This is a genomic window from Micromonospora globispora (assembly GCF_003857015.1).
GTDB classification, from domain to species: Bacteria; Actinomycetota; Actinomycetes; order Mycobacteriales; family Micromonosporaceae; genus Micromonospora; species Micromonospora globispora.
In genome coordinates, this window is the sequence record NZ_QGGF01000221.1 from 1 (window position 1) to 17,918 (window position 17,918).

Annotated in this window: 16 protein-coding genes; 3 read left to right on the top strand and 13 right to left on the bottom strand. The window is 70.0% G+C overall.

From position 1 onward, the window contains the following. Positions 1-478: 478 nt before the first annotated feature. From DKL51_RS09145 to DKL51_RS09155, 3 genes are all read right to left on the bottom strand, one after another. The gene (locus DKL51_RS09145) at positions 479-1,258 is read right to left on the bottom strand and encodes an enoyl-CoA hydratase/isomerase family protein (protein WP_109964259.1); all 780 of its coding nucleotides are present in this window, start codon (positions 1,256-1,258) and stop codon (positions 479-481) included. Continuing rightward, positions 1,255-2,010 carry an SDR family NAD(P)-dependent oxidoreductase gene (locus tag DKL51_RS09150; RefSeq protein WP_109964258.1) on the bottom strand — a complete coding sequence of 252 codons (756 nt, stop codon included), beginning with the start codon at positions 2,008-2,010 and terminating at the stop codon, positions 1,255-1,257. The genes DKL51_RS09145 and DKL51_RS09150 overlap by 4 nt, the downstream gene beginning before the upstream one ends. A 97-nt stretch (positions 2,011-2,107) precedes the next feature. Next, complete coding sequence (locus DKL51_RS09155) at positions 2,108-3,124, bottom strand: MaoC family dehydratase (RefSeq protein WP_109964257.1); 1,017 nt, start codon at positions 3,122-3,124, stop codon at positions 2,108-2,110. Between the two features lie 92 nt (positions 3,125-3,216). Between DKL51_RS09155 and DKL51_RS09160 the strand changes: the two genes are divergently transcribed. Continuing rightward, positions 3,217-4,359, top strand: a complete 1,143-nt coding sequence (locus DKL51_RS09160; protein ID WP_109964256.1) for an acyl-CoA dehydrogenase family protein — start codon at positions 3,217-3,219, stop codon at positions 4,357-4,359. Continuing rightward, a complete protein-coding gene (locus DKL51_RS09165) occupies positions 4,356-5,471 on the top strand; it encodes a Gfo/Idh/MocA family protein (protein WP_124811955.1) in 1,116 nt (371 codons plus the stop codon). Before DKL51_RS09160 ends, DKL51_RS09165 begins: the two co-directional genes overlap by 4 nt. Here DKL51_RS09165 and DKL51_RS09170 read toward each other — a convergent pair. From DKL51_RS09170 to DKL51_RS09190, 5 genes are all read right to left on the bottom strand, one after another. Continuing rightward, positions 5,461-6,411 (bottom strand): HpcH/HpaI aldolase/citrate lyase family protein, encoded by a 951-nt coding sequence (locus tag DKL51_RS09170; RefSeq protein ID WP_423790549.1) that lies wholly within the window; start codon positions 6,409-6,411, stop codon positions 5,461-5,463. The genes DKL51_RS09165 and DKL51_RS09170 overlap by 11 nt on opposite strands. After that, positions 6,408-7,616 carry a flavin reductase gene (locus DKL51_RS09175; protein WP_109964744.1) on the bottom strand — a complete coding sequence of 403 codons (1,209 nt, stop codon included), beginning with the start codon at positions 7,614-7,616 and terminating at the stop codon, positions 6,408-6,410. The genes DKL51_RS09170 and DKL51_RS09175 overlap by 4 nt, the downstream gene beginning before the upstream one ends. A 67-nt stretch (positions 7,617-7,683) precedes the next feature. Then, on the bottom strand, positions 7,684-8,433 hold the full coding sequence (locus DKL51_RS09180; protein WP_109964743.1) for an SDR family oxidoreductase: 750 nt from the start codon (positions 8,431-8,433) through the stop codon (positions 7,684-7,686). Positions 8,434-8,463: 30 nt separating this feature from the next. Further along, positions 8,464-9,579: an LLM class flavin-dependent oxidoreductase gene (locus tag DKL51_RS09185; protein ID WP_109964742.1), complete on the bottom strand. Its 1,116-nt coding sequence runs from the start codon at positions 9,577-9,579 to the stop codon at positions 8,464-8,466. 88 nt (positions 9,580-9,667) lie between these two features. Beyond that, complete coding sequence (locus tag DKL51_RS09190) at positions 9,668-10,519, bottom strand: alpha/beta fold hydrolase (RefSeq protein ID WP_109964741.1); 852 nt, start codon at positions 10,517-10,519, stop codon at positions 9,668-9,670. A 48-nt stretch (positions 10,520-10,567) separates the two neighbouring features. Here DKL51_RS09190 and DKL51_RS09195 point away from each other — a divergent pair, with 48 nt between their 5' ends. Next, positions 10,568-11,962 (top strand): MFS transporter, encoded by a 1,395-nt coding sequence (locus DKL51_RS09195; protein WP_124811956.1) that lies wholly within the window; start codon positions 10,568-10,570, stop codon positions 11,960-11,962. Between the two features lie 51 nt (positions 11,963-12,013). On the opposite strand, the gene DKL51_RS09200 is transcribed toward DKL51_RS09195, so the two are convergent. Genes DKL51_RS09200 through DKL51_RS09220 form a run of 5 tightly spaced genes read right to left on the bottom strand, consistent with a single transcriptional unit; the run spans position 12,014 to position 17,893 of the window. After that, on the bottom strand, positions 12,014-12,442 hold the full coding sequence (locus tag DKL51_RS09200; protein WP_165824254.1) for a nuclear transport factor 2 family protein: 429 nt from the start codon (positions 12,440-12,442) through the stop codon (positions 12,014-12,016). A 27-nt stretch (positions 12,443-12,469) separates the two neighbouring features. Beyond that, positions 12,470-13,213, bottom strand: coding sequence for an SDR family oxidoreductase (locus tag DKL51_RS09205; RefSeq protein WP_207786159.1), 744 nt, complete (start codon positions 13,211-13,213; stop codon positions 12,470-12,472). A 20-nt stretch (positions 13,214-13,233) separates the two neighbouring features. Further along, positions 13,234-14,451, bottom strand: a complete 1,218-nt coding sequence (locus DKL51_RS09210; RefSeq protein ID WP_165824252.1) for an aminoglycoside phosphotransferase family protein — start codon at positions 14,449-14,451, stop codon at positions 13,234-13,236. A gap of 5 nt (positions 14,452-14,456) precedes the next feature. After that, on the bottom strand, positions 14,457-16,166 hold the full coding sequence (locus DKL51_RS09215; RefSeq protein WP_207786158.1) for a class I adenylate-forming enzyme family protein: 1,710 nt from the start codon (positions 16,164-16,166) through the stop codon (positions 14,457-14,459). A gap of 17 nt (positions 16,167-16,183) precedes the next feature. Next, positions 16,184-17,893 (bottom strand): AMP-binding protein, encoded by a 1,710-nt coding sequence (locus DKL51_RS09220; RefSeq protein WP_109964736.1) that lies wholly within the window; start codon positions 17,891-17,893, stop codon positions 16,184-16,186. Between the last annotated feature and the right edge of the window lie 25 nt (positions 17,894-17,918).

Below are 17,918 nucleotides of genomic sequence, written 5' to 3' on the forward strand. Positions count from 1 at the left end.
GATCACTTAATCGACGTACCCGAACCGGCTCTGCCACCCCGACAGCCTGACGGCCCCACGCCGGCCCAGCCCTTCACTCAGGCCGGCGTGTCACCAACACCGCCAACGTTTGTGGTCAGAGCACTAGCCGACGCTCACGATGATGGGTAAGCGAAGGTATGCCGGCGCATCGGAGCGGAGCCGAGTCAGGTTCATCTCCGGTGGAACTCCACCAGAACTGGTGTCCGAGGCCCGACTTGAACCCCAACTACATGATCAGCATGGCAGCTGATCTGCAGTTATCTTGAGATAGCCACTGCGGATCGCACAAGCGAGGCCAGCACCTGGGTGTGCCGCGCGGAATCAGTAGATCAGTCAGAGTACGACCCCGGCTCGGTTCTGACCTTCGAGCCGGGTTCAACCCCTCCGGACCGCGCCGCCGATCGCAACGACCTGGCCAACCTCGTGCACGCTCGACGACTTCGTCGTCCAAAGCCCTCTAGCGGCGGCTGAAGGCCCGGATCAGGTCTTGGGCCTCGGCGGTGGTGATCGCCCTGGTGATGGTCTGCGCCTCGTCGGCACTGGCCTCGACCGGCGTGGTGTCCCAGGACGCACGCAGCAGACGCTTGGCCTGTCCCAGTGCGGAAGCAGAGCCGGCAGACATCTCTCGGGCGAGCGCCCGCGCCCGGACCGCGGCACCGTCGGAGCGGGCCACCTCGTTGACGAGGCCCCACTGTTCCGCCTCCGGCGCGGACAGCACCCGGCCGGTCAGCGCGAGGTCGAGGGCACGCTGCTGACCGATCGCCCGTGGCAGCAACCAGGAGACGCCGCAGTCCGGCGTCAGCCCCACGCCGGAGTACGCCATCACGAACTTGGTCGACGGCGCCGCGACCACGACGTCACAGCTCAGCAGCACGGCCAGGCCAGCACCGGCAACCGCACCCTGCACCGCGCCGACAACGGGAACCTCGAGCGCCCTCAGCCGGTGCAGGGCTCCGTCGAGCGCGGCCACCAGTGACTCCAGGTAAGCGGCCGGGTCAGCGGCGGCCAGCACCGCGGAGAGATCGCCTCCCGCGCAGAACCGCCGTCCGGCACCGGTGACCAGGACCGCGCGCACGCGCGGGTCGGCGGCCGCGTCGGCCACCGCCGCGTCCAACGCGCGGGCGGTCGGTAGGTCCACCGCGTTGGACGAATCCGGCCGGTTGAGCTCGATCTCGGCGACACCGTCGGCTATGCCGTACCGGACCAGGTCGCGAGCAACGTCGTCGCCTGGGCTCATCGGACCAGGTACCCCCCGTCTACCGCGATCTGCTGCCCGGTGACGTAGGAGGCGGCGTCCGAACACAGCCACAGGCTCGCCTGGGCGACCTCGTCCGGAGCCCCGAGCCGACCGACCGCGCTGATCCGGTCCGCCATGTCCTCGACGGACTCACCGCGCTGGCGGCGGCCCTGCTGAACCATCGGGGTTTCGATCCCCCCGGGAAGGACCCCGTTCACGCGGATGCCCCGGCGTGCGTTCTCCAACGCGGCCGTCTTCGTCAGGCCGACGACCCCGTGCTTCGCCGCCGTGTACACCGCCCCGCCCCACTGGGCGCGCACGGAGCGGACCGAACCGATGTTGACGATCGACGCGGGAGTCCCCTGCCGCAGCATCTGCTGGATTTCGAACTTGAGGCAGAGCAGCACACCCTTGAGGTTCACCGAGATGATCCGGTCGAACTCCGCCTCCTCGAAGTTCTCGATTGGCTGGGGATCAAGGCTGACACCGGCGTTGTTGACCGCGCAGTCGAGCCGTCCCCAGGCATCGACCGCCGTCCGCACCATGCGCTCGGCGTCGGCGCTCCGGCTGACATCGGCCGCGCAGAAGATCGTGTCGTGACCGGCGTCGTTCAACGCCTCCGACACCGCCCGCCCCGCCGGCGGATCCCAGTCGACCACGAGCACGGAGGCGCCGGACCTGGCGAACAGCTCAGCCGTCGCCCTCCCCATGCCCATGCCGGCGCCGGTCACGAGCGCCACCTTGCCTCTCACGCGGGCCCTCCCCACCTAGTCGACGTCGGAACGGACCGTTCCTGCATGTTGAACCTCCGGGTGTGCTGGAGTGGCGAGCCGGTCCCACGGACCTGGCTTATGGCATGAGGACGACGAGGCGCCAGTCCAGCACCGGCGCACCGAGCTCGGAACCGCCGCGCGGGCTCGCCGAGGTGATGATCCGCAGATCGAGCAGGCCACCGTGGGCCAGCGCCCGCTTGCCCTCGACCTGGATCATGCTGTGCAGCGTGTCACCCTCGCGTACCGGCGCGAGATGCGAACAGGACTTCCAGCCGACGACGCACACCACGTCGGGCAACGCGCGCGTCAGCTGGGCGAAGGCCACGCCGATGGTGTGTCCCCCGTACACGAGCCGCTCGCCGCCGGCGGCGCCGGCGTCGTGGTGCACGGCGGCGACGTTGAGCGTGAGCCGGGCCAGCTCGGGCGCGCTGCTCACGACGTCGCCGCCGACCACCTCCCAGGTCTCACCGAGGTGCACGTCGTCGAAGCCCACGCATCGCGGCACGGCCAGCCGGAACGCCTCGATGTCCCAGTCGCCGCACGGCATAGCATCGTCCATCGCGGATGTCTCTGCGCCGATACGGTCCAGGTCGTCGGCGTGACCGGTGTCGACCGAGGGATCACCGAGCGGGATCATCGCGCACCGGTGGAAGTCCAGGACCGTGCGGCCGTGCTGGTCCAACGCCGAGATCCGCAGGGCGGCCAGCCCGGTCGGCGCCCTGCCCTCGCGCTTGCGGTTCTGGCGCAGCCCCTCGACGACGGTCGTCGAGGTCAGAGTGTCGCCGATCATCGGCACTCGCCAGAACACCAGTCCGCGGTAGAAGAGGTTCGCCCGGACGTTCTGCGTGGCGAGGGTGGATTGCCCGATCACGGTGTCCCAGACGGCGTCCGGACCGACCACCTCGCCACCGGCGACTCGCCGGGACAACGTCGCGTCGAGGGTCATCCGTAGCCGGCTCCCCACGATCGCGCGGTGCTGGGCGACCAGACCCGGTGTCAGGGTGAGCGCCGGGGCCGTGTCGAAGACCTGCCCCGGGACGAGTTCCTCGAAGTACGGCCCGCGCACGACCCGGGACTGACCTGCTGTCGTCATCGCTTCCTCACCTACTTGCAGCCGACTTCCTCGCGCTGTAATTTAACCTAGGATAGATTCAAAAGTAAGTCTCTCGCGCATGAGGTAGCCACATGGACGCCAGCACCGAGGAAGCCGAATTCATCAGCACGGTCCGACACTGGGTCGACCGCGAGGTGCGCCCGGTCGCGGCTGAGCTCGAACACGCGAACACCTACCCGGCGCAGCTCATCGAGCAGATGAAGCAGCTCGGCATCTATGGCCTGGCGGTCCCGCTGGAGTACGGCGGCAACCCGGTCAGCTCCCGCGCCTACGTGCGGATCTGCACCGAGCTGGCGCGCGGCTGGATGAGCCTCGCCGGGGCCATGGGCGGGCACACCGTGGTGGCCCGCCTCATCTCCCTCTTCGGCACCGAGGAGCAGCGGAGCCGCTACCTCCCACGCCTGGCCACTGGCGAGATCCGCGCGACGATGGCGCTCACCGAGCCGGGCGGCGGCTCGGACCTGCAGGCGATGACCACCTTCGCCCGCCGGGACGGCGACACGTACGTCGTCAACGGCTCCAAGACCTGGATCTCCAACGCCCGCCGGGCCGGCATCACCGCCGTGCTGCTCAAGACCGACCGGGACGCCCGCCCCGCGCACAAGGGGATGAGCATCCTGCTCGTCGAGCCCGGCGAGGGCTGCGTGGTCTCCCGCGATCTGCCGAAACTCGGCTACAAGGGGGTCGAGAGCTGCGAAGTGCGGTTCGAGGACTGCCAGGTCCCGAGGGACAACTTGCTCGGCGGCGTCGAGGGCACCGGCTTCGCCCAGATGATGAAGGGGTTGGAGACCGGCCGGCTGCAGGTCGCGTCCCGGGCGCTGGGGGTCGCCCGCGCCGCCTTGGACGACTCGATCCGCTACGCCAAGGAGCGCGAGAGCTTCGGCGTGCCGATCTGGAAGCACCAGTCGATCGGCAACTACCTGGCGAACATGATCACCAAGCTCACCGCAGCCGAGCAGCTGACCCTGTACGCGGCCGACCGCTACGACGCCGGCGAGCGCTGCGACATGGAGGCCGGGATGGCCAAGCTGTTCGCGTCGGAGACCGCCATGGAGATCGCCCTGAACGCCGTACGCATCCACGGCGGCTACGGCTACTCCACCGAGTTCGACGTGGAGCGCTACTTCCGCGACGCCCCGTTGATGATCGTCGGTGAGGGGACCAACGAGATCCAGCAGAACGTCATCGCCGCCCAGCTGATGAGCCGCTCATGACGACCGCGGCCACTCCGCTGCGGGTCGGCATCGTGGGCCTCAGCGCGCGGGGCGGCTGGGCCTCGCTGGCACACGTACCGGCGATCAGGGCGGTCGACGGGCTGGCGCTGCGGGCCCTGACGGCGAGCACCCCCGCGTCCGCGGCCGCCGCCGGGGCGGCGTACGGGGTGCGCCACCACGCCGACGCCGCGGCGCTCGCCCACGATCCGCAGGTCGACCTGGTGGTGATCGCGGTGAAGGTGTCCACCCACCGACGGCTGATCGAAGCGACGTTCGACGCCGGCAAGATGGTGTTCTGCGAATGGCCGCTCGGCAACGGTGATGCGGAGGGGCGCTGGCTGGCCGACCAGGCCGCGAGCCGGGGGCTGCGCACGTTCGTCGGTCTGCAGGCGCGGGCGACACCGGCGATCCGGTACCTGCGGGACCTCGTCGCCGACGGATACCTGGGTCGGGTGCTCTCTACGACGCTCAGCGCCTCGGGCATCTCCTGGGGAGACATCACCTACCCTCGGAAGACGTACCTGCTCGACCGGCGTGAAGGCGCCTCCATGCTGACCATCCCGGCCGGTCACACGCTGGACGCGCTGCAGTTCGTGCTCGGCGACTTCGAAAGCCTCCAGGCGACGACCGCGATTCGCCGCGAGCAGGTCGCGATGCACCGGAAGCCGGACGAGATCCACCGGAAGACCGTGGCCGACCAGATCGCCGTCCAGGGCGTGCTGCGCGATGGCGCGGTCGCCGCCACCCACTTCCGGGGCGGCACGAGCCGCGCCACCGACTTCCACTGGGAGATCAACGGGACCGAGGGCGACATTGTCGTCAAGGGCGACGCCGGAGGGTTCCTGCAGTACGGCCAGGTGCACCTCTGCGGCGCCCGCGGCGAGCGGTCCGAGCTGGCCCCGCTGCCGACTCCGGCGACGTACGTGCAGGTGCCGTCCCTGCCGGAGCACGGCAGTCACGCGTTCACGGTCGCTCACGGGTACGCCCAGCTCGTGGCAGATCTGGCGAACGGCACCTCGGTGGTGCCCGACTTCGCCCACGCGGCCCGGCTGCACCGACTCCTCGACGCCGTCGAGGAGTCGGCTGAGCGGGGTGTCCGGATCAGCCTGTGAGCGGGGCGGACGCCGCCGAACGGGTCATGCCGAGGCGGCGTCCGGCCAGGGCCGTGGCGGTGGCCAGCCGCCGGTTCGCCTCGTCGATCATCTCGCCGTCGAGCTGGAGCACCGCCCGCGCCCCGGATGGGTCGCGCAGCGCCGCGTCGTACGCCTTGAGAATCCGCTCGGCCCGGTGGACGTCGGCCTGGCTCGGGCTGAAGGCCGCGTTCACCGGGTCGATCTGCCGCGGGTGGATGACCCATTTGCCGTCGAAGCCCAGGGCCCGCGCCCGGGCCGCCGCGCGAGCGCACCCGTCGACATCGGCGATGTTGCCGGTCGGCCCGTCGATCGCATGCAGCCCGTAGCGCCGCGCTGCGGTGAGGATCTGCAACCGGAAGTGGTCGAGCGGGTCCGGGCCCTGCGTCACCTCACCGACGCCGAGCACCGGGATGCCCATCGCCGCGCAGAAGTCGCCGGGACCGAAGTCGAGGGCCTCCATCCGGCTGCTGGCGGCGGCGATCCCGGGCAGGCCGAGGATTCCGCCGGGGCCCTCGATCTGCGCCTCGACACCAATCCGGCCCGGCGCCAGGCCCAGCTCCGTCTCCAGCCCGGTGAGCACCTGGTCGAGCCAGCGCACCTGTCCGGGCTCCTCCACCTTGGGCAGCACCACGACGTCGAGGTGGGCGCCGGCACCCTCCACCACCGTGATGACGTCCCGCAGGCTCCAGGCGGTGGTGGCGTCGTTGATCCGGACCGCCCGCGTCCGGGTACCCAGGACGCCCTCGCGCAGGCTAACCACCACCTGGTGACGGGCCGCGTCCTTCGCGCTGGGTGCGACGGAGTCCTCAAGGTCGAGGATGACCTCGTCCACATCGAGGGTGCCCGCCTTGACATGCATCTTGTGGCTGGTGCCGGGCACGGTGAGACTCGTACGCCGCAGCCGCATCGGACGGTTCACCGCTGGCCCTGCTGTCCGGGTACGTCGTGCAGCAGCCGCTCGGCCTCAGCCGCCGTCGCGCACAGCCGATCGAGGTAGCCGCGCAGTTGCGCCCCGGTGAGCTCCCGGGGCAGCCCGTAGAGGCTCAGCAGCAGCAGCAACCGGCCCTCGGCGTCGAGGACGGGGGCACTCACGTTGCGTACCCGGTACACCGTGTCGTCGTCGAGCACCTCCGGATCATGGGTGCTGGCCTCGACGTATCGCGCCAACTCGAACGCGTCCTCGTCCGCCTGCTGCCCGTCCAGGATCGCGGTGCCCTGCCGGCCGACCGCGGCTTCGAGGGCGAGCAGTTCGTGGCTGGCCAGGGCGATCGACCAGCCGCGCTCGCGGACCCGCCGCAGGGACGCCCGCACGGCGGCCCGCTCGTCGTCCGACAACCGGGAACGCTCGATCCAGGCGGCCTGGTCGGCCGGCTCCGTCCAGGCCATGGCGCCGGCACCGAGCGGGGCGACCAGCGGCATCCGCTGGCCGATCCGGCTCAGCCCGACCGGGTGGGCCGGTCGTCCGGTGCTGCCCACGATCACCAGTTCATCGCCGACGATCGCGTTCGCGAAGCACTCGACGCCGAGGGACTCCGCGGTGGCCTCGAGCAGCTGCCGGATGCCGTCCACGTAACGCAACGGCACGAGCAGGTCGGAGCGACCGGGCGCGGTCCGGAAGCCCTGTTCGAACCGGCCGTACCCGCCACGGAAAAAGAGCAGCGGATCATCACCCGTGCCGACCGCCAGAGCCAGTACCCGCCCGATCACGATGAGGTGGTCGCCGGCCTCGTGGATGGTGTCGATGTCACAGTCGATCCACGCCACGGCCCGGCCAAGTACCGGTGAACCGCCGTCCGACAGCCACCAGTCGACGCCGCCGAACTTGTCGGCGCCCCGGGTCGCGAAGCCCCGGCAGAGCTCCTCGTCGGCGGCACCGACGACGTTCACCGCGAACGAGCCGGCCGACCTGATCCGCGGGAAGCTCGTCGAGGATTTGGTCGGCAGGAAGGCGACCAGCGGCGGATCGAGCGACACCGAGGTGAAGCTGCCGACCGCCATGCCCACCGGTTCACCCTCGTCGATCGCGGTCACGATCACGACCCCGGTCGGGAAGTGACCCAGCACGTTACGAAACGCCACCGAGTCCACCCGAGCCAGCGGGTGCGTGTCCCCAGCCTCACTCATCGCACTCCTCGTTCCTCTCCATGTCCGATCCTCCGCGGGGCGTCCGGGAGCGGCGCGCCGCCGGCACTCACCTGGCCGGCATCCGGAGCGCGCCGTCCATCCGGATCGTCTCGCCGTTGAGATAGGGGTTGTCGACGATGGCGAGTACCAACCCTGCGAACTCCTCGGGCCGGCCGAGCCGGTGGGGGAAGGGCACGTCCGCGGCCAGCCGGGCGCGAACCTCGTCGGTGAAACCGGCGAGCAAGGGGGTGTCAATCAGCCCCGGCGCGATGGCACACACCCGGATGCCCCGGCTCGCCAGGTCCCGCGCCGCGGGCAGCGTCATCCCGGCGACGCCCGCCTTCGACGCGGCGTACCCGAGCTGGCCGATCTGCCCGTCGAAGGCTGCGATCGAGGCGGTGTTGACCACGACCCCCCGACCGCCGTCCCCGTCCGGCTCGTTGGCCGCCATCACCTCGGCTGCCGCGACCAGCACGTTGAACGTCCCGATCAGGTTGATCTCGACGATTTTGCGCATCAGGCCGGCGGAGTGCCCGCCGGACCGGCCCAGGACGCGCGCCGACGGAGCGATCCCGGCGCAGTTGACCACCACCCGGACGTTGTCGGCGCGCAGACCGTCGAAGGCGGCGCGGACGCCGGCGTCATCGGTGACGTCGACGCCGACGTGCGCCAGCCCGGGCTGCCGGCCCGCGCTCGCCAGGGCGTCCGGGAGATCGAATACGACGACCCGCCAGCCGTTGTCCCGCAGCGCCCGGGCGGTGGCCGCGCCGATTCCCGACGCGCCACCAGTGACCACCGCCGTTCGGGTGTCCGCCATCGCTGTCACCTCCTCGTCCCCTGGACCGGATCAGCCCGCGACCGGGGCCATCGGGACCGACGGGATGCAGATGTCCCGGTGGGTGTCGATCGCACGGAGCCGCGGCAGCACCGTGCGGGCGTAGAGCTTGGTCTGCTCCTCGGCGATCTCGCGGGACATGCCGCCGTACGCGAGCACGTTGATCACGCCACCGGCGTTGAGCGCCCGCACCCGGTCGACGACCTGGTCGACGACACTGTCGGGGGTGCCCGAGATTTGGAGGTCGGCGAGGAACTTGTTGAACCGCGTCAGGCCGTGCTTCTCGATGTTGCGCGAGAGCCCGGCGTAGTACTCGTAGCCGTTGACGGTCTGCAGCCGGGGGTTGGTGAACTCGTAGTGGTCGACCGTGGACCGGGCATAGGCCATGGTGAACTCGTCGTGCATCTCCTGGGCCCGGCCGGCGTCCTCGTGCACGGTCGTGTAGTTGACCAGCACGGGCTGCGGCGGCTCGTGTCCGTTGATCTCGACGAAGAGATCCCGGTACTGCTGGGCTTCGGCGACGACGGTCTGCCACGGCTTCTGGGCGATCAGCATCAGGCCGTAGCCGAGCCTGGCCATGATCTTGGCTGACTCCGGCGAGACCGCCGAGGCGTAGGTACGGCCCCGGAAGGTGGCGTACGGGGCCGGCTTGATGGCCGCCCTCGGCTGCTGGTAGAGCTCGCCGTCGCTCTCGATGTACCCGCTCTCCAGGCTGTCGGAGATGGCCGTCGCGTACTCGACGAACCGCTGCCGGGACTCGCCCATCTCGAGACGGAAGTTGTCGAACTCGATGGACCCCAGCCCGCGGCCCAGGCCGAGCACCGCCCGGCCACCCGAGACATTGTCCAGCCACGACATCTCCTCGGCGACCCGCACCGGGTCGTGCCACGGGATGACCATGACCATGGTGCCGAGCTTCACCGTGCGGGTGCGGGCGGCCATGTAGGTGAGGAACTGCGCCGGATTCGGCATCATGTGGTAGTTCGTGAAGTGGTGCTCCGCGGTCCAGATCGACTGGAAACCGAGCGCCTCGGCGCTGTCCGCCAGGCTCAGCTGCTGGGTGACCAGCTCGTGATCGTTCAGGCTCTGGTCCAGCCCCTGGAAGAAGACTCCCATCCCGACGTGCATCTGACCCACCTCTCAGTTTCTATTTCTAATTCATATTAGATAACTTATCGCGGCGAGAGCGCAACCCCTCACCGCGAAGAACTTCCGCTCAACCGCCCTGCGGCCCGGCGACGCGGACCAAGAACTCCACGACGCTGGTGGCGAACACGTCGTTGGAGTCGCCGGCCACCATGTGCGCGGCACCGGGGACGTTCACGTACTCCGCGTACGGCACCACCCGGCGGAAGTCGGCGACGTGCTCCTCAGACACCAGGTCACTGATGCCGCCGCGAACCAGCAGCGTCGGCACGTCCGCCCGGACCACGGCTCGCTCGAGTCGCTCGACGTCGGCGTCCTCGACGCCGATCCGACGCCCGTGGATGAACCGTGGGTCCCAGTGCCAGTAGAGTCGACCGTCGGCACCTGCGCGCAGGTTCTTCCGCAGGCCGCCGGGGTCCGCCGGCCTCGGCCGGTGCGGCAGGTAGCGGGAGACGGCGGCGGCGGCCTCGTGCACCGAGGTGAACCCCTCCCCGTTTGCGCTCATGAAGGCGAGCACGTTCTGGCGCCCCTCAGTGCTGAGCTTGGGAGTCACGTCGACCAACACCAGGGCGGAACAGTCGATCCTCGGGTCCTCGCCGGCCGCGAGCATGCCGCACAGCCCGCCCAGCGAGGCGCCGATGAGACTCACCGGTCGACCGAGCTGCCGGCAGATCTCGCGCAGGTCGTCGGCGTACGCGTCGACGCGGTAGTTGCCGGCGGGCGACCAGTCGCTGTCACCGTGGCCGCGCAGGTCCACCGACAGCGCCCGGAAGCCGGCGACCGCCAGAGCGCCGGCGGCCTTGCGCCAGGCGTGCCGGGTCTGACCACCGCCGTGCAGCAGCAGCACGGCAGGGCCGTCCTGGGGACCGTCGACATCCGCCGTCAGGGCGAGACCCTCGGACCCGCGGAGTTGGATGGGCATCGCGCCATCCCCCTTTCTTTAATCTATATTAGATGAAATCATACCCCCGTGAGGACGCCCGAACCGCCCGCCCGGTCCGACCTGCGCGAGCCCAAGGTCCTGTTGGCCTGCTCGGCCCAGTTCCTGAGCGCCCTGAACATGGGGATCTCCCCGCTGCTGCTGCCACGACTGTCCGCGGAACTCGGCTTCGGCCCGGTCGGACAGTCCTGGGTGGTGTCCGGCTACGCACTTGCCTTCGCCGGATTCGTGCTGCTCGGCGGCCGGCTCGCGGACGTGTTCGGCGGCGGCCGGGTGCTGGCCACCGGCTACGCCTTAGCGACCATGTCCGCGCTGGTCGCCGCCGCCGCGCCCACCGGCGGCGTGCTGATCGGCGCCAGGATCACGCAGGGGGTGGGAGCGGCCCTGACCGTACCGGCGGCGCTGGCCATCATCGCCGCGGCACGCCAGGACCTCGCCGGCCGCTCCCGCGCACTCGCCTCGTACGCAGGCTCCGGTGCCGTCGGCTTCGGACTGGGCCTCGCGGTCGGCGGCCTCGCCGCCGACACCATCGGCTGGCGCTGGCTGTTCGCCGCCCTGGCCGCCATCTCGGCGCTGCTGACCGGGCTCACCGTCGGCTGGGTGCAGCGTCGAGCACGCTCCGCCGGACGGGTCAGCGTCTGGGGCGGGGTACTCAGCTCGGCGGGCCTGCTGCTGCTGGCGTACACGGTCACCATCGGCGCGAAGCAGGGGTTCTACGGCGCGACGGTGCTCTGCGGGGTCGCCGGGACCGGCCTGATCGTGGCGTTCGTGCGCACCCAGGTCCGGTCCCAGTCACCGATCATGCCGATCGGGATCTGGTCCCGGCCGGGGTTCGCGCTGACCATCGTCTCGACGATGCTGCTCTACGGGGGCTGGGTCAGCGCCTACTACTTCGTCGCCCTGCTGCTCCAGGGCGTGCTGGGCCTGAGCGCGGCGGCCGCTGCCCTGGCGATGCTGCCGCTGGCGCTCGGCGCGGCCATCGGGTCGCGCACCGCGGGCTGGCTGCTGCCCCGCGTGGACCAGCCCCGGACGGTGGTCTTCGTCGGCTCGCTGACCTGCGCGCTGGCCGTCGCCGGGTTGGCGATCCCCGCGGTGGACCAGGTGGCGATCGTGGTCCCGGTGCTGCTCGTGGTGGTCACCGGGCAGTCGGCCGCATTCGTCGCGCAGAACGTGACGGCGCTCTCCGCCACGGACCTCGACGAGGCCGGGCTGTCCGGTGCGCTGTTCAACGCCGGGTGCCAGGTCGGCAGCGGTATGACTGTGGGCTCGCTGGCTGTGCTCTCGGACGCGGTCAGTGGTGGTAGCCGCCCGGTCGAGGCTGCGGCCGGCTACCGGGCGGCCCTGCTGGCCGCGGCACTGCTGGCCCTGGTCGCGGGCATGATCGTCTACCTGCCGCGGCGTTCGGGTCTGCCGAAAGCGGCCTGAACGCCCGCGGTTCGGCGGGACACCGGAGGAGGGCCCGAACGCCCGCCCTTTTCACCAGGGCAACGGCGTCCCGGTCCGGCGGATCACCCGCGACCGGATCCGCCACCCGACACCGGTCAGGACGAGGCGGTCGTCGTACCGGCCGTCCATGATCGTCCGGTCGTCCAGTCGGACGAAGTACTTCGACTGCACGGGCACCAGGCCGTCGGCGCCTGCCTCGCCGACGAGCACCCCGAGGACGAAGTGCGCCTGCGGGTGCCGCATCGAGGCGAGCTGGTCACGCACCGCGGCGAGGCCGTCGAAGACGCCGAGCCGCACCGCGCTCATGTCATACGTGGCGTCGTCGCTGAACACCCCGGCCAGATCGTCCCAGGCCTTCGCGTCGACCACGTAGGCGTACCGGTTGAGCACGTCCTGGATGCCGAGCCGATGCTCTAGGGCCAGCACACCCGGTGGCACCGATCCGATGTCGTCGCCCACCTCAGATCCCTTCTCCATGTCGTCCGGTCACCCGGTCCGGGCGAACCCGTAGATCCCGCCACCGTCCACCAGCAGGGACTGTCCGGTGATCCAGCTTGAGTCGTCCGAGACCAGGAAGTGCGCCACCGAGGCCATGTCCGCCACCGTGCCGAGCCGCTTCAGCGGATACCCGGCCGCGATCGCCTCCTCGGCCCCCTCTCGCTGGAAGAGGCCCTTGTTGAAGTCGGTTCGCGTCAGCCCCGGCGCGAGCGCGTTGACCCGGGCGGCCGGACCGAGTTCAGCGGCGAGTTGTCGGGTGAGGTGCATCAGCGCCGCCTTGCTGACGTCGTACGCGCCGTGGTCCGGGCTGGTCCAGTAGCCGCCCACGGAACTCACGTTCAGCACCACCGACTGCGCCGCGGAGTGCCGCATGGACTGGCGCCAGGCGAGCTGGGTCCAGACCAGCGGCGCGGTGAGGTTCACCTGCATGATCTTCTGCCAGCGCGGCAGGTCGATGTCGACCGTGTGCCCGAGGTACGGGTTCGTGGCCGCGTTGTTGACCAGGATGTCGACCGCGCCGTGCTCCCCGACCACCCGTGTCACCGCGCGCTCCGCGTCTTCCGGCTCACCCACGTTGGCGGCGACCCAGCCACAGCCGTGTCCGATCTCCGCCGCCGCGGTGGCACAGACGTCGGCCTTTCGCGACGCGATGACGACCTGCGCGCCCGCCTGGGCCAGGCGCGCCGCGATGGCCTTCCCGATGCCACGGGATCCGCCGGTGACGAGGGCCACGCGTCCCCCTAGATCGCGGCTCACGAGGCCGACGCCGGCGTGCTCGGCGAGTCGAAGGCGTCGAACGCACCGAGGTCGTCGATGGCGGTGGTGATCCGCCGCAGCAGCTCGTAGGTCATCTCGTCGCGCTGCGAGTTCGGTTGCAGGCGCGGGTGACACAGCGTCTGGGTCCACATGTGCAGGGCGTGGAACAACTGCTGGCGGTACCACGTGAATGCCTGCTCGACCGGGATGACGACTCCGCCGCGCGCCTCGAACACCTCGACATAGCGGGTGACCAGCTCGCGTTCCCAGCGGCGGCGGTCCGCCACGGTCAGGGCCGTCGACACCGCGTAGGCCAGGTCCCGGGACCAGTGGCCGCGGGTGAGCACCTGCCAGTCGAGCAGGCCCATCCGGCCGGCGCTGGTCACGTACCAGTTGCCGATGTGCACATCCGAGTGGATCACCGTGCTCGGCTGACTCCGGTGCAGCTCGAGCCCCTTCATCGTGGCGGGCCAGACCTCCTGCCGGCGGGCGTAGAAACCCGGCGGCACGACGCGCTGGGCCTTCGCGATGGCCTTGCGGCTGAACTCGTCGGTGTAGACCCGCTCGACACCCTTCTCGATCCAGGTCGGGAAATCGATCAGCCAGGACAGCTCCGAGGAGAGCCGGGGGTCGTCGTAGAGGGCCGCATGCAGCTCGGCGAGCAAATCGACCATGCCCTCGGCCATCGCCCTGTCGACGTACGTACGCTCGTCGAGGAACCGGGCGCCCTTGGTGTGGACGACGTCCTCCAGTACGTGCAGGGCCGCCAGCGAGGTCTTGTCGGACGACGAGTAGTAGCACAGCGGCGTCTCGATCGTCAGCGACGGCCGGATCAACTTGTAGAACAGCATCTCGTAGCGCGCATGGCCCATGAAGCCGACCAGCATGCGGGTGACCAGCGACGGCAAAGACTTGGTGAAGACGCTGGTCGGCAATCCGGCGCGGACGCCCTCGGCGTTGTACATCACGAGGATGCGCCGACGCTCGTGCGTGCCACGGCTGCCGTCGGCGAGCCCGAAGTCGACCACCTCGGCCCCGGGATGGCCCTGGCACAGCACCGCCGTCAGCCACTGGGTCGTGATACCCCCGACCGACCGGGGCAGCTCCTCGACCTTACGGGCCTTGGGTCGCTTGATCGTCTCGGCGGCCAGGTGGCCGGCGACCCGCAGCCCGGCGCGCAGCATGTCCACGTTGTTGCTGGATCGGGAGGCCATCGGGTTCATTCCTTTGTCTCGTCGGCGAAGAGGTCCGCGTACCGCTCCCGCAGAACGTTCTTCCTGACCTTGCTGCCGACCGAGACCGGCAGGTCGTCGGCCATCAGGATCCGCTTGGGTCGCTCGTAGCCGGCCAGCTTCTCCCGGCAGTGGGCCATCAGTTCGTCCACGTCGAGGCGCTCCCCCGGCACCGGGACGACCACCGCCGTCACCGCCTCCACCCACCGCGGGTGCGGCAGGCCGACCACGGCGACCCGCTCGACCCCGGGGTACGACGCGACGATCGACTCGACCCGGATGCTCGACACGTTTTCCCCACCGGACTTGATCACGTCCTTGTACCGGTCGAGCATCACCAGCAGGCCGTTCTCGTCGTAGGCGCAGGCGTCACCGGAGTGGAACCAGCCGTTACGCAGCGCGTCGCGGGTGGCCTGCGCGTCCCGGTAGTAGCCGGCGGACAGCACCGGTGAGCGGTAGACGATCTCGCCGGGCTGGTCCGCCGCGCCGAACGGGACAAGCTGACCGTCGGGGAGCATCAGGGCCGCGGCCAGCATCGGGTTCGGCAAGCCGACGTGGTTGACCGTCGGCGCGGTAGCCCGGTGCACGTCGGGCCAGAGGTTCGGCCGGAACCGGGTGGAGGACAGCGCCTCGGTCTGGCCGAGGATCTCCACCAGCTGGACCCCGGCGCAGAACCGGTGCAGCGCGGCGGCGGTCGTGGGTGAGATCGCCGCCCAGGCCCAGAGGACCGAGGTCAGGGAGGTGAGGTCGTAGCGATTCGGCTCGCGCTCGACGACATCGACCAGTTCGTCGAGGAACTGGGAGGAACCGGCGTACAGCGCGGTCACCCGCTCCTCGGAAACCGCCGCGGCGTGTTCCTCCCCGCTGACTTTGCGGCCGAGGATGAACGTGCCGCCGGTGACATAGGCGGGAAAGCTGTGGCTGTGGTCGGCCGCGTGGTAGATCGCCGGCAGCAGACTGAGGATCTTCAGGTCGCTCTCGGTGGTGAGGCCACGCGTGTGCGTCATCCCGTGGGCGTAGGCGTTGAGGTAGGCGAGATTGTGGGAGAGCATCACGCACTTGGGCATCGACGTGGTGCCCGACGTCGGGATGATCTCCCAGATATCATCACCGGCGATCTCCACCTCGGGTTCCTCGACACCGGCGCCGGCCAGGAAGTCGGTGAACTCGACCCACCCGGCCGGAACCTGGTCGCCGTTGATCGGGATGACCGCACCGGTGACACCCGCCGCCGTCAGCGCGGCCCCGCCCGCCGCCCACAACTCGGCGTCGACGAAGGCGAAGCGCGGCTTTAGCACGTCGATGACGTGCTGCTGCACGTCCTGGGCCAGGCGCGGGTTGATCGGGGCGCAGACCAGGCCGGCCTTGGCCACCCCGAACTTGGCGATGTAGGCCTCGACCGAGTTCTCGCAGAAGAAGAGGACCCGGTCCCCCGCGGTGAGACCGGCACCCAGCAGGGCGTTGGCGATCCGGTTCGCGAGCTCGTCGGCCTCGCGGTAGGTCAGTCGGGCGAATTCGTCGTACGCGTAGCTGCCCGGCCTGCCGACCACGGCCTCCTTGTCCGGCGTGCTCCAGCGCACCCGCTCGAAGAAGTCGCCGACAGAGACCCGCTCCCAGCGGCCCGTGGCACGCCGACCGACGAGGTTCTCCACGTCGATCGACCCCACCTCCGGTAACCCTTCATAGGTCATCTGCATCAGTCCGTTCTTCTGCCTCAGACAAGACTTGCGGTCTTGGCGCGCTCTGCCAGGACGAACTTCTGGATCTTCCCGGTGGCGGTGGTGGGGAGCTCGTCGACCCTGATCGCCACGACGTGCCGCGGGACCTTGAAGCGGGCCAGGCGCTCCCGGCAGAACTCGATCAGTTCCTCGGGGGTCCAGGTGGCGCCGGGCGCCGGCACCACGTACGCACAGCCGACCTCGCCCATCCGCACGTCGGGGATTCCCACCACGTAGGCCTGGCTGACGTCGCTGCGTGCGGTGAGCAGCTCCTCGATCTCCTTCGGCGCCACCAGCTCACCGCCGCACTTGTAGAGTTCCTTGCTCCGGCCAGTGAGCGCGAGGTTGCCGTCGGCCCTGATGTAGCCGAGATCGCCGGTACGCATCCAACCACCGGGGAGGAACACGGCCTCGGTCTCCTCGGGCTTGTTGTAGTAGCCGCGCATCCGTTCGGGCCCGCGGGCGACGAACTCGCCCTCCTGTCCGTCGGGCAGGAACTCCAGCGTGACCGGGTCGATCGTGCGGTACTCCGCCACCCGCCCATCGAGCTCCGGCGAGCCGGCCACACTGCGCGGCTTGAGCCGGCCCACCGTCTCGGTGAGCAGCACCAGCGGGTCCTCCGGACGCTTGTACGCCGCCGACGAGGCGAGCTCGGTCTGGCCGTAGGCGGTGGTCACCTCGGTGACGCCGAAGGCGCGGCAGATCTCTTCCCAGAGCGTGACCGGGGCCGGGGCCGCCGCCGACATCACTGCGGTCAGGCTGCCGAGGTCGAACTCCGCGAACCGGGGGTGCTCGAGGACCGCCAGGGTCATCGTCGGAACGAAGAGCGGCTCATTGACCTGGAACTTCTCGATCGCCTGTAGCGTCGCCAACGGGTCGAACTGCAACTGGGGGACGACCGCGCCGGCCACCCAGCTCATCGCCATAAAGCCTTCGATGTGCGCGTAGTTGTGGTACATCGGAAGCGCGAAGACGAGTCGACGGCCGTCCTCCATCGCGCGGGCCAGGCACGCCGTGAACGAGCAGCGCAGGACGTTGTCATGGGTGAGCATCACGCCCTTGGGCAGCCCCGTCGTGCCCGAGGTGTAGACGATGTCGACCAGGTCGTCCGGCGACACCTCGCCATGGCGCTGGTCGAGGTCGGCATCGGAGACCGAGCGCCCCAACTCGACCAGCTCGCTGAACCGGGTCACGGCGCGGTCCCCGACCCGGCCGGCACCGTCGAACACCACGACCTGGCGTAGCGCCGGGGAGAGCCGCGCGGGGTCGGCTTCCCAGCCCGGACCCAGCTCGTCGAGCATGGTCAGGTAGTCGCCGTCACGGAAGCCGTCCATCGTGACGAGCAGCACGGAGTCGGACTGGCGCAGCAGGTAGCCGAGCTCGTCCCGCTTCAACATCGTGTTGATCGGGACGCTCACCCCGCCCGCGAAGGCGATCCCCAGCCGCAGGGCCACCAACTCAGGATGGTTGGCCATCACCACGGCGACGTGGTCACCGCGGGCCAGCCCGAGCGCCATCAGCCCTTTCGCCAGGTCCCGGGCCCAGCGGACCATCTCGGCGTACGTCCAGGTCCGGTCATCGGTCATGACCAGCGGGCGATCCGGATAACCGGCGGCCAGCGCCGCGAAGTGTCCAGACACCGTCCGGCGGACCCACGTCGGGTGACGCCGCGCGACCGCGGCCCGCCGTTCTTCGATCGTTGTCATCCATTCCTCCCTCTCTGCTGATGAC